We start from the raw sequence: 14706 nt of genomic DNA on the forward strand, positions 1-14706 counted from the left end.
TATTTTTAAATGATGTTATCCACAATTATAAATGACTTTGATGTTGAACACTATTAAATGTGAAAATTCACAAAACTTATCCACATTTGCAAGATGGATGCATTTTATCTCCATTCACGACATCAATTTAAACTTTTTATTGTTTAAGATAAGGCAGAAGGATGGGCTTTTTTTGCCTTTAAAAAACGTAATTCTTGTATTTTCCAGGTCTGATCAAAATGCCAGATTTCCTGTATTTGCTGCTGTGTTTCGGCTAAACCGATTAAAATTTTGCACTCAGTTTGGTCACGATTAAACTCATATTCTTCAAATTCTACGTCTGGTTTTTGTGGTTTCCAAACCCCATTCTTCACTGCATGTGCAATACGTTCATAGCGGACATAATTACTTTCGACACGCCCGTCTTGCTCATAAACCACCTTAAAGTGCTCATCTTCGTATTCGGCTAAAACGGTATAATTTCCAGTAAAAAATGCATTTACCCAGATGTCACGAATGTGTTCAAGTTGATTGTCCATCATATATAGACCTCTTATTTTTAGCTGCTAAGTTCAAATAGATTTGAGCTTAGCATCAGAATAAGTCAATTTTATAAAACACAAATTGGCGATTTAATATTCAATTTTATTTAAGATAGCACAAAAAAAAGCACTCCGAAGAGTGCTTTTTTGAATGATTCTGTAATCAGAATTTAGGCATCAATATCCGCATTTAACGCATTTTCTTCAATGAAAGCACGACGTGGTTCCACATCATCACCCATCAAACAAGAGAACATACGATCAGCTTCAATGGCATCCTGTACCGTTACTTGCAGCATGTTACGGTTCTCAGGATCCATTGTAGTTTCCCAAAGCTGTTCAGCATTCATCTCACCCAAACCTTTATAGCGCTGAATCATCATGCCACGGCGTGAGTCTTGTAAGATGTTTTGCCAAACCTGATGGAAGCTGCTCACTGGAATTTTGCGCTCGCCTTTTTGTAGGTAAGCACCTTCTTCCAATAAGGTGAACCAACTCTTCGAATTTTTGAGTAAACGCGCATATTCACCTGAACCCAATAAACCTGAATCTAACAAGTATTGGTGCGGTAAATTATGAACATAGATGGTAATACGTGGGAAATAGGTCGCTGACTTATTGCCTTCAGTATCTTCATGCTCAAAAATTTCTAAGCTTAATTCAGGACGTAGGCTTGGTTGAGTTTTCTCAATATTGGCACGTAGTTGCTCACCCCAAGTCTGTACATAGTCTTGGTTATTTGCTTGATCTAACTTAAAGCCTTCTACTGCCAATAAGCCATCCAATACACTTGCAGGATAACGTACAGTCAGACGATGCAAACTCTTTTGAGAGGTTTGATAATCCGCAATCACACCCGCTAAAGCCTCACCACGAATGGCTGGCGCTTCTGCACTGATGTGTAATTCAAGCTCATCAATTGCATTTGAAATCAGGTAAGTCTCAAGCGCATCATTATCTTTGATGTACTGTTCTTGCTTGCCTTTTTTCAGCTTATACAACGGTGGCTGTGCAATATAAATATATCCACGTTCCACAAGTTCTGGCATTTGACGGAAGAAGAAAGTCAACAGTAGCGTACGAATGTGCGAACCATCGACATCGGCATCGGTCATGATGATGATTTTGTGATAACGCAATTTGTCTGGGTTATATTCCTCACGGCCAATACCACAGCCTAAAGCAGTAATCAACGTTCCCACTTCTTGTGAAGAAATCATCTTGTCAAAACGTGCACGTTCCACGTTGAGGATTTTACCTTTCAACGGCAAAATCGCTTGCATCTTACGGTTACGGCCCTGTTTTGCAGAACCGCCCGCAGAGTCACCTTCGACTAAGTAAAGTTCAGACAAGGCAGGATCTTTTTCCTGACAATCTGCCAATTTACCGGGCAAGCCTGCAATATCAAGCGCACTCTTACGACGAGTCATTTCACGCGCTTTGCGTGCTGCATCACGCGCACGTGCTGCATCAATAATCTTACCTGCAATCGATTTAGCGGCTTGTGGGTTCTCTAAAAGATATTCAGAGAACGACTTATTCATTGCTTGCTCAACCGCAGTTTTCACTTCGCTCGACACCAATTTTTCTTTGGTTTGCGAAGAGAATTTTGGATCAGGCACTTTCACCGAAACAATTGCAGTTAAACCTTCACGTGCATCATCACCAGAAACTGCCACTTTCTCTTTTTTGAGTAAGTTTTCGCTTTCCATGTAGCTGTTCAAGCCACGAGTTAATGCAGCACGGAAACCCGCTAAATGCGTACCACCATCTTTTTGTGGAATGTTATTGGTAAAGCAACGAACATTTTCCTGATAAGAATCATTCCACTGCAATGCAACTTCTACACCAATGCCATTATCGGCTTGAGTAGTAAAGTGGAAGATATCATTCAGATGGGTTTTGCCTTGGTTAATATATTTTACAAACTCAGACAAACCACCTTCATAGTCATAAACGTGCTCTAAATTGATACGTTCGTCACGTAGCACAATTCGTACACCTGCATTCAGGAACGATAATTCACGTAAACGACGCGCCAAAATATCGACATTAAAAATCGTTTGACTGAAGGTTTCAGCACTTGGCCAGAAACGTATACGTGTACCTGTACGATCTGTCTCACCCACCACCTTTAATGGATACACGGAATCACCGTGTTTATATTCTTGCTGGTGGATTTGACCCGCACGATGAATAGTTAATTCGAGCTTGCTTGAAAGCGCATTCACCACGGATACACCTACACCATGTAGACCGCCTGAAACTTTATAGCTGTTATCATCAAATTTACCGCCCGCATGCAGAATCGTTAAAATCACTTCTGCTGCAGAAACACCTTCTTCTGGGTGAATATCGGTAGGAATACCACGGCCGTTATCCGATACGCTTACAGATTCATCTTCATGAATGGTGACTTGAATTTCGTCACAATGACCTGCCAACGCTTCATCAATTGAGTTATCGACAACTTCAAACACCATGTGGTGTAGGCCAGTACCATCGTCAGTATCACCAATATACATGCCCGGACGCTTACGTACAGCGTCTAGACCACGTAATACTTTGATGCTAGAGGAATCATAAGCTTTTTCTATGGTTTGTTCTGTTTGAGAAGCAGCTTGATCTTCTGAACTCATGGTTTCTCCCTAGTGAAAAATAGGTCTATCCAAAGGTGGTATTTCATTGCACAACAGCCTGCACCGTACCATTTTCAACTTTGAATAATTGATAAGAAATAGATAAATCATGTAAGTGTTTTTGCACTGAATCATGGTCTAAAGTGGTAATAAAAACTTGACTACCAAGATGGCTTAAACGCTCAATTAAACGCTGTTGTGCGGTTAAATCTAATTCTGCTGTCAGATCATCTAATAATACCACAGTTTCCTTATTACAAGCATGTAGCATTGCAATCTGTGACAGTTTTAACGCCATGATCAATAACTTTTTTTGCCCACGAGAGAGTACAACATCTGCATCCCCCATAGCGGTTTTTAACCTTAAATCTGCACGGTGCGGACCATACTCGGTATAGCCACGCTCGCAGTCTTTAAAATGCTGATTGGTCAGATCATTCAGCAGTCCTGTTTCGGCATGAAAGCCTGCATTGTATTCCAGTGTCACTGTTAAATCAGGCAATAAGGCTTCTAGATCTTGTTGAAAATATCGAATCCACTGTTCCACCACATTACTGCGCAGACTATGCAAGATCTCACCATAGTCACTGAGCATTTTGTTCCACGGTTCTAAGTCAGACAAACTCAAATGACGTCGTGATTTCAGCAAACTATTCCGTTGTTTTAATGCCCGTGCATAATATTGCCATGTATGGTAAAACTCCGGTTCCACGTGGAACATCAACCAATCTAAAAGTTGACGTCGTGGCTTCGCACCATGATCAATGATATCCGTACTTTGTGGGTCGATGAGTTGTAGCGGTAAAATCTTAGCCAACTGCCCTTGTGTCCCCACTAGGTCGCCATTGACTTTAATCACTTGCTCGCCCGACTGCATTTTTTGCATACCAATGCGGTCTGTTGCAGACTGCGCAAAGACAACAGCGTCAGGGCTATTATTTTGAATATAGTTTTTCGGAATATGGGTTCGAAAAGAACGTCCGGTTGCCAGCAAATGTACTGCTTCTAATACAGACGTTTTACCTGAACCATTTTGCCCATAAAAGACATTAAACGGCTGCAACCCAGAGAGTGCAACCGTCTTTAAATTTCGAACACGTTCTACATGTAAACGCGTGATATGCATAATAATTGAGACGTCAGTCCGAATTAAACACGCATTGGCATCACAACATAGGTTTGATCTTGTTGCTGTGGATCTTGTACCAATACCGACTGGTTCGCTTCTGTCATGGTCATTGCAACATCATCACCATCCAATACATTCAGAACTTCCAATAAGTACTGTGCATTAAACGACATTTCCATCGGTGCATCTGCATATTGAATCGCAAGATCTTCGATTGCTTCATCTTGCTCAGGGTTATTGGCACGAAGTTGTAAAGTGTCCGCATCAAACTTCAAGAATACGCCGCGCAATTTTTCATTACTCAAAATTGCAACACGTTGTAGCGATTGCTTGAAAACATCATGTGCAATGCGCACGTTTTTATCGCCACCACGTGGAATCACACGGCGGTAGTCTGGGAATTTACCATCGATCAATTTTGTGGTGAAACGTACGGTAATATCACCCTGCTCTTTATCACGGCTGGCAATGGTAATTGTTACATTTAATAATTCACGACCAATTAACAACGATAATTGCTCGTCTTCAACACTCAATAGACGCTGCAATTCACCTACGGCTTTACGTGGAACAATCGCTTGCATTGCTTGTGTCGCATTCGAGCTTGCCGCTGTTTCACACATCGCCAAACGGTGACCATCGGTCGTTACTGCACGCAATTGATTTTCATCAATTTCAAGCAAAGTACCCGTCAAATAAAAACGCACATCTTGAACCGCCATAGCAAAAGACGTTTTTTCAAATAAACGCTTTAACTCACGTTGAGTCACACCGACTTGAGTGCCTTGAGTATTTTCAGTGGTTAATAATGGATAGTCTTCTGCAGGCAAAGTACCCAATACAAAACGACTGTTGCCAGATTTTAAAATACAACGTTGATCTTCAGTAATTTGCAAATCAATCAATGCCGCTGAAGGCAATGATTTACAGATATCCATCAGTTTACGCGCAGGAACTGTCGTCACCCCTGCTTGTAAACATGCGCCATCTGCCAGCGGTGTACTCGCAACCAATTCCACTTCTAGGTCAGAACCTGTAATGGTCAATGCTTGCTCAGTAACCTGTACTTTGACATTGGATAAAATATTTAAGGTATGGCGACGCTCAACCGCTCCTACGACATGTGACAGAACATTCAGTAAGCTTTCTTTCGCGATTTTTAAACGCACAATACATTCCTCTAAAAACTGAAGACAGACAAAATAAATTAATTTTTTAGCAGTGTACTATGCGGCAGAATATACCGCATTGCAAGAACAGAATTTGAACAAAAAGACTTAACTTTGCAGCAGACGTTGCAAGTTTTTATAGTCCTCATTGAAGATTGGATCTTCTTCACGCAAGCTTTGTACTTTTTCACAGGCATGCATCACAGTACTGTGGTCACGGTTACCAAAAGCCATACCAATTTCAGGGAAACTATCCCCTGTCAGCTCACGTGCTAGCCCCATAGCCAACTGACGTGGACGTGCATAAATACGTGTACGTTTTGGGCCAACCAATTCTTTGAGTGGAATACGGAAATATTCACTCACCACACGCTGAATATTTTCAGTACTAATAGTACGTGCACGAATCGCCAACACATCTTTTAATGATTCACGCACCACATCTAGATCGATTGGGGTACCTTTAAAACGAGAAATGGCTACAACTTTATTCAGCGCACCTTCTAGTTCACGAACATTGGCAACCACTTGTTGAGCAATAAACAGCGCACAATTACGTGGAAGTTCCACGCCATTGCTTTCCGCTTTTTTCAGTAAAATTTCAATACGAGTTTCGATATCTGGTGGTTCAACACCCACCGATAAGCCCCACGAAAAACGTGAAACCAAACGTGGATCTAGCTCAGTCAGTTCTTTTGGATAACGATCTGAGGTTAAAATGATTTGCTTAGATTCATCTAATAACGCGTTGAAGGTATAGAAAAACTCAACCAAGCTGGCCTCTTTACCCGCTAACAAATGAATATCATCCACCAATAACAAATCTAACGAACGACAGTTTTTCTTAAATTCTTCGACCTTACCTTGCTGTAACGAGCTCACAAAGTCTTGTACAAAACTTTCAGCCGTCATGTACATCACACGTGCATTCGGCTTCGCTTGCAATAATGCATTACCCACTGCTTGCATTAAGTGGGTTTTACCTAAACCTGTCGGCCCATACAAAAATAAGGGATTATGTTGTGAAGCACCGGGTTGTGTAAGTACTTTACGACAGGTTTCTGCCGCCATCTGATTGGAACGGCCTTCAACAAACAAGGAAAAGGTAAATAATGGGTTAAGCTGACGCTTACGGTTATTTTTTGAAGACGTCTCTTCTTTTTCTTTTTTAGGACGATTCGGTGCAGACACTTGCGGCGTTGACTCTAATGCTGCGGTGGTTGTTGCAGGTTGTTCAGCTGCAGATAAAATTGCACCAGGCCGTGAATCAACCAAAATCTCGACTTTACGTACCCGACCTTCAGACAACTGTTCCGCTAAAATTGAAATCAGTTCTAAATGATGCTCTTGAATATAGCGTGTCCAATACGGATTCGGTGCATAGAGTTTTAGACTACCACCTGCATCTTCTGCCACTAGTGGGCGTATCCACATTGTATAGACATTTCCTGAAAGCTCTTGTCGCAAGCGAGTTAAGCAGTCTGTCCAAAGCATGTGAAACCCCTATTTCAGTCCATTGTACGTAAAAAAATAATTTAACCCCGCCTAAGCGGGCAGCCATTCTAACCATCTTATCCACATCTGTCATGAACAAATCAGTCGAAATCGATCAAAAAAACGCAAATTGAGTTTAAATTTAAATTTAAATCACGTGTGGATAAGTTTATCCGCAAGCTGTGGATAAATTATAGCACAAAGTTATCCACAAACTATCAAAATTATAAAAACATCGTTATCCACAATATAATTATTTGTTTTTTAAATCTAAAAATACGTTTTCCACAGAAAATATCAACACTAATAGTAATAAATTTAAATTTTAAAATTTGAATTTATTTATAGGATAGACCCATTCTGGGGATAACTTGATGGTTAGTTTAAATTCAAATTTAAATTCATAAAAACCAATTGACAAATTTGAGATTGTGGATAAATCTGTGAGTAAACTTGAAGATAACTTAAATAATTAATATATACAATGATTTAGTTTGTGGGTATTTTAATTTAAAACTTTCTGACTGATTTCTAATCCTTATACTATCTTGATATATCACAGCCTAGATTTTGAAAGAAAGCGTGTTTTTCATTGACAGCTCAAGCAATGAGCACTAAAATCGCGAACCTTTACTGAAAGATCATTTTTGGAGTTTCGATATGAAACGTACTTTCCAACCTTCTGAGTTGAAACGTAAACGCGTTCATGGTTTCCGTGCTCGCATGGCTACTAAAGCTGGCCGTCAAGTATTAGCGCGTCGTCGTGCAAAAGGTCGTCACAGCTTAACTGTTTAATTTCAGTTAAGACTGTCAAGACTTGGGTGTTATGACAACACTTTACGGCTTTAGCACAGATGTGCGAATACACTGTGCTGCCGATTATAAAAGTGTGTTCGATGGTGCGCTTTTTAAAGTGCATCAACCCCATTTCTTATTTCTAGCAAAAATCTCCGAACAGCCGAATAGCCGTTTGGGTATTGTTGTTGCTAAGAAAAAAGTGCGCCGCGCACATGAAAGAAATCGAGTAAAACGACTTGCACGCGAAAGTTTTCGCCTGCATCAACAGCAGTCTAATGTATTAGATATTGTCGTTATGCCAAAAATGGGCATAGAGGCGGTACCGAATGCAGAGTTGCATCAGCAATTACAATTTGCTTGGCAAAAATTGCAGCGCCTTGCAAATAAGCATAAAAAAATAGCTACCTCCCCACAAGCGTAGAGATGACCAATGGTTCGTTTACTGCATTGGCTCATTCGTTTCTATCAGATTGCGATTAGTCCTTTATTGGGACCACGCTGTCGTTATATTCCAACATGTTCTCAATATTCTTTGGAAGCAGTCCATCAACATGGTGCTGTACGTGGAGTGTGTCTAGCTGTTCAGCGTATTTGCCGTTGTCATCCTTGGGGCGGTTCAGGCTATGATCCTGTTCCATCAAAAGCAATTCGTTTTATTTCATTTCAGCAAATAGATTCTCAAACGCGTCACGTTGCTGTACCCTTTCGTGAACGTTTATTGAACCAAAATCACTCTAACCACTTGGGGTAATACCTATGCAACAATGGGCCAGGATTGCAATTCTAGGGGCCATGTTTGTTGTCGCATATTTGCTCATTTTGGCTTGGCAGAAAGATTATGGACATGCGGAACAAAAACCTCAGCAAAATGCTGCGGTGGTAACGCATGAAGTATCTGCCGATTTGCCAAATGGCCAGACAGCTACGGCTGCTACTGATGTGCCGCAAGCAAATAATGCTGCTACACAACAAACAACAGATGCCACTGCACCTGTTAGTCAACAGTTAATTTCAGTACAAACTGACCTTTACCATCTTTGGATTAATCCAAAGGGTGGCGATATTGTTCGTATTGAATTACTCAATCATGACAAAAATAAAGACAGCGACGAACCATTTGTAATGCTTGAAAGCGATGCAAAACGTACTTATGTTGCTCAGTCTGGCTTAATTGGTCTTAATGGCCCTGACAGCAATCCGAAAGGACGTCCAACCTATGAGATTGAAAAATCTTTATATACGTTAAATGACGCAAAAGCTGTGAAGGGTAAAGATGGCCAAACAGCAAAAGTTTTGTCAGTACCAATGGTTTATAAAACAGCAGATGGAGTAGAGGTTATTAAAACCTTTAACTTCACTGAAGGTGAATACCCTGTTGTCGTGAATCATAAAATCGTGAACCGCAGTGCTCAGAACTGGCAAGGTCAGATGTTTGGTCAGCTTAAACGCGACAACTCTGAAGATCCGGGTAAATCTGATCAAGGTATTTTCACTTTAGGTACATTCCTTGGTGGTGCATGGGGTTCGCCTGAAGAACATTACAACAAGCTTAAATTTGCTAACTTCAATGAAGAAAAATTGAATGTTGAAGCAACTGGCGGTTGGGTTGCAATGGTTCAGCATTACTTCGTGAGCGCGTGGATTCCTGGACAGATCAAATTAACGCAAGCCAATGGTCAACCGTATGCTGCGAAACTTGAGTCACGTAAATCTACTGATGATATGAACATTATTCAGTTCACTTCACCTGCAATTAATGTTCCTGCAGGAACTGTGGCAGAAGTAGATGCAACGTTCTATTCAGGTCCAAAAATCCAATCTGAATTAAAAGAATTGGCAGTTGGTTTAAACCAAACAGTAGACTATGGTTGGTTATGGCCAATTGCGAAATTATTGTTCGTCGGTCTTGAGTTTTTCCACGGTTTAGTGGGTAACTGGGGGTGGTCAATTATTCTATTGACGATTCTGGTGAAACTGATCTTGTGGCCTTTGTCGTCGAAGAGCTACCGCTCTATGGCGAAAATGCGTGTGATTGCACCTGAAATGCAACGCATGAAAGAAGAGTTCGGTGAAGACCGTATGCGCTTCTCGCAAGAAATGATGGCATTGTATAAACGTGAACAAGTGAATCCACTGTCGGGTTGCTTGCCGTTATTGCTCCAAATGCCGATCTTCCTTGCTTTGTACTGGGTGTTGATGGAGTCCGTTGAACTACGTCATGCGCCGTGGTTAGGTTGGATTCAAGATTTATCTGCGATGGATCCGTGGTTTATTTTGCCGCTATTAATGGGCTTAACCATGTTTATTCAGCAAAGTTTGAACCCACAACCGGCTGATCCAATGCAGGCGAAAGTCTTCAAAATCATGCCAGTGATCTTTACGGTATTTATGTTGTTCTTCCCTGCGGGCCTTGTGCTTTACTGGATCTGTAACAACAGTATTACTATTCTTCAACAAGGTTTGATTAACAAATCTGTTGAAAAAGAACGTTTAAAACGTGAAGCAGCTGACTCAGCAAACTAAGCATTGCTGATGGGCTGAATAAATCCGCTTAAGATGGTAATCTTAGGCGGATTTTTCTTTATCTGTCGTTTGAGAATTTTTAGGTGAATTTTATGTTAAACCGAACCACCATCGCAGCAATTGCCACACCGCCGGGTCGTGGTGGTGTCGGCGTGATTCGCCTGTCTGGTCCCAAATCTTATGCCATTGCAGCAGCATTAACGCAGCAATCCCTGCCTGAAGCACGCTTTGCTGGTTTCCGTAAGTTTTTTGATGCATCGAATGAAATCATGGATGAAGGTTTAGTGATTTGCTTTCCAAATCCGCACTCCTTTACGGGTGAGGATGTGGTGGAGCTTCAAGGTCATGGCGGCCCCGTTATTCAAAATGCATTATTGGCACGCTTACTTGAATTGGGTGCTATTGCTGCAAAAGCGGGCGAATTTTCAATGCGCGCCTTTGAAAATGGCAAAATGGACTTGGTGCAAGCCGAGGCGATTGCCGACCTGATTGATGCCACCTCACAAGCTGCTGCGCGTTCTGCGGTACGTTCATTACAAGGTGCCTTTTCGAGCAAGGTCAATACGGTGTTAGAAAAACTTATCCATTTGCGTTTGCATGTGGAAGCAGCGATTGATTTTCCTGAAGAAGAAATCGACTTTTTGGCGGATGGTAAGATTTTGGGCTTATTGGATGAAGTGGCAAGCTCGGTCCATGCTGTGCAGCAATCTGCCCGTCAAGGTCAGCTACTACGTGAAGGTCTACAAGTGGTGATTGCCGGTAAACCCAATGCAGGTAAGTCATCGCTACTCAATGCTTTAGCTGGTGTTGAACGTGCGATTGTGACGGATATTGCGGGTACAACACGTGATGTTTTACATGAAAAAATCAGCCTCAATGGTTTGCCGATTACTTTGACCGATACCGCAGGTTTACGTGAAACCGGTGATATCGTCGAAAAAGAAGGGATTCGCCGCGCAATTAAAGAAATTGAGCAAGCTGACTTGTTACTTTTGGTCTATGACTTGAGTCAGGGCGAAGATCCACTACAATTGGCTCAAGCGTACTTTGCCGATCATATTGAACCGAAGCGTTTGATGTTGATTGGTAATAAATGCGATTTGACGGGATCTACCGCGGAAATGACCGATTTAAACGGTTTTCGACATATTCGCGTTTCGGCTAAAAAAGAAACTGGCGTTCAAGCGCTTATTGATGCGATTACAGCGCATGCAGGCTTTCAACCAGAGGAAGATACCTTTATTGCTCGAACACGCCATTTAGACGCAATGAAGCGCACTCAGCGCTATCTTGCAGAAGCACGTGAGCAGTTGGTGGTTTATCATGCGGGTGAGTTGGTGGCTGAATCTCTACGTTTGGCTCAAAATGCCTTAGGTGAAATTACCGGCGATTTCAGTGCGGATGATTTGCTTGGGAAGATTTTTGGATCGTTCTGTATCGGAAAGTAATAAAACGATTGAGCTGCTCGTTTCACCTATGGATAGATCCACCCAAAGCACGATGTTGGAAATCATCGTGCTTTTTTTACATCGTTTAGCGTGGGTTTGAGCCAAAAATGATTTTAAGGATTGTTCTCAGCACATCTTTCGTTTTCATCCCATAAAAAGGATTGTTTGCTGCTCTTTTTGATGCGGCTTCAACTTTGACTTTGAGTGTTGCATAATCTGGAAATTGTTGCTGTTGCGAGGATTTTTCGACCGCTGACAAAATATCAATTAAAAAAGCACGATTGATTTTTGAACTTAATGGAATGGATTGATACCACTGTTTTTCAAAGCGACGATCTAAAAAGATATCGGGAATTTCGGGGCTAGTGGCATAAAACATGGCTTTGGTGCGCATACATTTACTGCATTGACCACAATTTTTTGGTCGAGCCCTATATTCCACACAAATCGACAGGGTTTGTAAATCTAAGTCAGATTGGCTTAAAAATGCGGTTTTTTGTGATCGCGTGACATCATCGTCGAGGGTGATTAAGACCCCAGATCGGTTCTTCATCAATCGGTTGGATGCCGTATTTGAGCCATAGGGATGAACGAATAATTGTTGATCTAAACGATAATCGGCTGAAATTCGATATTGCTGGTAATGTTCAAAAATCGAAGCGCAGGAAAACAGCGAAAAGATATGTGTGACATGCGAACCTTTAGGGTTACAGCCATATTTACTGTACAGCGTGTAAGCATCGGTTTTTACCACACGACTTTGCTTAAAAACTTGGCTTCTAAAGTCATGGGTCTGATCCATTAAGGCCTGAAATTTTTCATGGTCATCAAATTTATAATCCATTCCATGCACAGTGAGACAATCAGAGTCTTGCCCATTTTCAAGAAAAGCTTTGTATGTACTATATGTGGAGTCAATCCCACCGCTAAAAAAGCTTAAATTTTCAGTGGTTTGGTTTGCCGGTGGTGTTTGGATAATCGATGCAGCACTGAGCATGACTGGTTGATATAAATCAGGTAACCAAGCGGCCCAGACAGTTGAAACCTCCCGTGCGGAGTGGAGGGTTTGTATTGAAATAGGTCCTTCTATATGCAGCGGGATGCCAAGGCGCATGGCAATGGGTAAAAAGCCCCAAACGATAAAATCATAGGTTTCTAATTGCGGTAAGGATTCAAACGGTAAAATATAGTGAATATTCCCGTATTCGCTGCTGGCGATGATTTGATTTTCCGCAGTGTTAATTTGACATTGAATTTTTAGCATTTTTTAAATTTTTGAATCACATCACACAAGATCTTAATTTAATTTGATTGATTTTTATAGGGTTTCTTAATTGTTTTTTGGGTTTAAGAAGCACCCAATACAAGATGCTTCTTGAATAAGTTCAGTGGTTAATTGGTGTTCAGATTACGGTGCCAAAGCAATAAGCCGATACACAATAAGCCTACGCCAATACAAAAACCTAAAACACCGACCATCAAGCCAAAATGATCAGATAAATAACCGGCCGCAATAATTGGAATAATGGTTCCTAAATATCCGATAAACAAATAGGTCGAGATCACCGCAGAACGGTTTTGATTGTTGGTCATTTGATGAACTAAGCCAAATGCGCCTAAAAGCCCCAGACCATGCCCTACACCGACTAAAACATCGCTAATAAAAAACAATGCGCTCCAATGTTGGGTCATACATAGCGCAAGGAGCGCATAGCTCAGTATTAACACTATTAAGCCGGCATTGACACATTTTGCAGAAGGAATCGATTTCGCCATAAATTGCACGACAGCGGAAACCAGCAAGATACTTGCAATGGCACTACCACTGACCAAAGGCCCATGCCATGGGATTGCATCTTTGACGAAAGAGGGGGCGAGTGATGCAAATAAGCTGAAGGAGCCAAAGGCACAAAAGGCAGTCAGTCCAGCGATATAAAATCGGGAATGATCACGCTTTTCAGGCAATTCCAAATGTGGTGCCACTGAAAAAGGCTGTGGCTCAAAGTTCGGTGTGCGAATAAATAATAACCCTATTAAACACGCCAACCCCCCAAAGATCACAGGGATATAAGGGGTGACTAAAGGCTGTTCCGAAAATTGGGCAATCACTCCACCAATAAATGGGCCAAGACCAAAACCAATCACGGTAATGATTGAACTCAACTGTGGAGCATTATTTTTATGCGGTTCAGGAATGGTATAGACCAAACCAAGCATGGCTGAGGTGCTGATTAAACCCGAGGCAATCCCGATAATAAAGCGCCCGATAGATAACCACAGCGCATTACTGGCAAACACCGACAAGCTTAAACCTAAGATGATGCACGCCATACCGATTTGCAGGGTTCTTAAAAAACCAAAACTATTACTGGTACGACCTAAAAACAGCAAGGTCGCTAGGCAACCAAACATGTAGGCAACAAAGATATAGGTGATATGACTCGGCAGCAGTCCCCAAAGTTGTTGATAAATGGGATACAGAGGACTAGCTAGCGCTGTACCAATAGTGCCCATACAGAGTGCAAGGCTCACCATGATAAACGGTCGCCAAGAGGGAGATGTGGTCATTTTAAAGTCGCAGAGGTACAGTCAATAGGGTCAATATTGTGCTGTATGAGAAAGACGGAAATATGGGCTCAGTTTAATGCCGATTTTTTTCCATGGTCAAATCACAGTTGTAACTTTATCCATAGCGTTTAAGCAGTTTTACAAATTCTTCCAGTTCTGCTTCATTGATTTCAGCATCTTGAGGTAATACATGATGGCGTAAATGTGCTTCGATTAATTCATTCATTAATCCATTTACAGCACCTTTGATGGCCGCAACCTGTTGTAAAACCTCGATACACCCTGCTTCGGGTTGCTGTAAAGCCAGTTCAACCGCATTGACCTGACCTTGTAGGCGTTTAACCCGATTTAAAATCTTTTTGTCCTGATGTAAATGACTCAACACTTTCTCCCGAAAATAAATATACTATGGGGGAG

Annotated in this window: 13 protein-coding genes; 5 read left to right on the forward strand and 8 right to left on the reverse strand. The window is 41.5% G+C overall.

Annotated elements, in window-relative coordinates; all coding sequences use genetic code 11:
• Nucleotides 1–143: 143 nt before the first annotated feature.
• The 5 genes from FTU62_RS15515 to dnaA all read right to left on the reverse strand — a co-directional run bounded on the left by FTU62_RS15515 (nucleotide 144) and on the right by dnaA (nucleotide 6952).
• Nucleotides 144–521 carry a hypothetical protein gene (locus tag FTU62_RS15515; RefSeq protein WP_078189504.1) on the reverse strand — a complete coding sequence of 126 codons (378 nt, stop codon included), beginning with the start codon at nucleotides 519–521 and terminating at the stop codon, nucleotides 144–146.
• A gap of 170 nt (nucleotides 522–691) precedes the next feature.
• Complete coding sequence (gene gyrB / locus FTU62_RS15520; protein WP_180103142.1) at nucleotides 692–3160, reverse strand: DNA topoisomerase (ATP-hydrolyzing) subunit B; 2469 nt, start codon at nucleotides 3158–3160, stop codon at nucleotides 692–694.
• Between the two features lie 43 nt (nucleotides 3161–3203).
• Nucleotides 3204–4286: a DNA replication/repair protein RecF gene (gene recF / locus FTU62_RS15525; protein ID WP_078194447.1), complete on the reverse strand. Its 1083-nt coding sequence runs from the start codon at nucleotides 4284–4286 to the stop codon at nucleotides 3204–3206.
• A gap of 23 nt (nucleotides 4287–4309) precedes the next feature.
• Nucleotides 4310–5458: a DNA polymerase III subunit beta gene (gene dnaN, locus FTU62_RS15530; protein WP_078194448.1), complete on the reverse strand. Its 1149-nt coding sequence runs from the start codon at nucleotides 5456–5458 to the stop codon at nucleotides 4310–4312.
• A 108-nt stretch (nucleotides 5459–5566) separates the two neighbouring features.
• A complete protein-coding gene (dnaA, locus tag FTU62_RS15535; RefSeq protein ID WP_180103143.1) occupies nucleotides 5567–6952 on the reverse strand; it encodes a chromosomal replication initiator protein DnaA in 1386 nt (461 codons plus the stop codon).
• Between the two features lie 660 nt (nucleotides 6953–7612).
• Here dnaA and rpmH point away from each other — a divergent pair.
• The 5 genes from rpmH (at nucleotide 7613) to mnmE (ending at nucleotide 11721) form a co-directional block, all read left to right on the forward strand.
• Complete coding sequence (gene rpmH / locus FTU62_RS15540) at nucleotides 7613–7747, forward strand: 50S ribosomal protein L34 (protein ID WP_000831329.1); 135 nt, start codon at nucleotides 7613–7615, stop codon at nucleotides 7745–7747.
• A 31-nt stretch (nucleotides 7748–7778) separates the two neighbouring features.
• Entirely contained in the window at nucleotides 7779–8171 is a 393-nt protein-coding gene (gene rnpA / locus FTU62_RS15545) for a ribonuclease P protein component (protein WP_078189509.1), read from the forward strand.
• A gap of 9 nt (nucleotides 8172–8180) precedes the next feature.
• Nucleotides 8181–8501, forward strand: coding sequence for a membrane protein insertion efficiency factor YidD (yidD, locus tag FTU62_RS15550; RefSeq protein WP_111885710.1), 321 nt, complete (start codon nucleotides 8181–8183; stop codon nucleotides 8499–8501).
• 5 nt (nucleotides 8502–8506) lie between these two features.
• Nucleotides 8507–10273 carry a membrane protein insertase YidC gene (gene yidC, locus FTU62_RS15555; protein ID WP_180103144.1) on the forward strand — a complete coding sequence of 589 codons (1767 nt, stop codon included), beginning with the start codon at nucleotides 8507–8509 and terminating at the stop codon, nucleotides 10271–10273.
• A gap of 92 nt (nucleotides 10274–10365) precedes the next feature.
• Nucleotides 10366–11721: a tRNA uridine-5-carboxymethylaminomethyl(34) synthesis GTPase MnmE gene (gene mnmE / locus FTU62_RS15560; RefSeq protein WP_180103145.1), complete on the forward strand. Its 1356-nt coding sequence runs from the start codon at nucleotides 10366–10368 to the stop codon at nucleotides 11719–11721.
• A gap of 85 nt (nucleotides 11722–11806) precedes the next feature.
• Here the strand turns inward: mnmE and FTU62_RS15565 are convergent, their stop codons facing one another.
• From FTU62_RS15565 to FTU62_RS15575, 3 genes are all read right to left on the reverse strand, one after another.
• Complete coding sequence (locus tag FTU62_RS15565; RefSeq protein WP_180103146.1) at nucleotides 11807–12985, reverse strand: hypothetical protein; 1179 nt, start codon at nucleotides 12983–12985, stop codon at nucleotides 11807–11809.
• A 128-nt stretch (nucleotides 12986–13113) separates the two neighbouring features.
• Nucleotides 13114–14289: an MFS transporter gene (locus FTU62_RS15570; protein WP_257223242.1), complete on the reverse strand. Its 1176-nt coding sequence runs from the start codon at nucleotides 14287–14289 to the stop codon at nucleotides 13114–13116.
• Nucleotides 14290–14404: 115 nt separating this feature from the next.
• Nucleotides 14405–14671 (reverse strand): metal/formaldehyde-sensitive transcriptional repressor, encoded by a 267-nt coding sequence (locus FTU62_RS15575; RefSeq protein ID WP_078194474.1) that lies wholly within the window; start codon nucleotides 14669–14671, stop codon nucleotides 14405–14407.
• Nucleotides 14672–14706 lie beyond the last annotated feature (35 nt).

It is taken from the genome of Acinetobacter sp. YH12126 (assembly GCF_013418745.1).
Classification (GTDB): domain Bacteria; phylum Pseudomonadota; class Gammaproteobacteria; order Pseudomonadales; family Moraxellaceae; genus Acinetobacter; species Acinetobacter amyesii.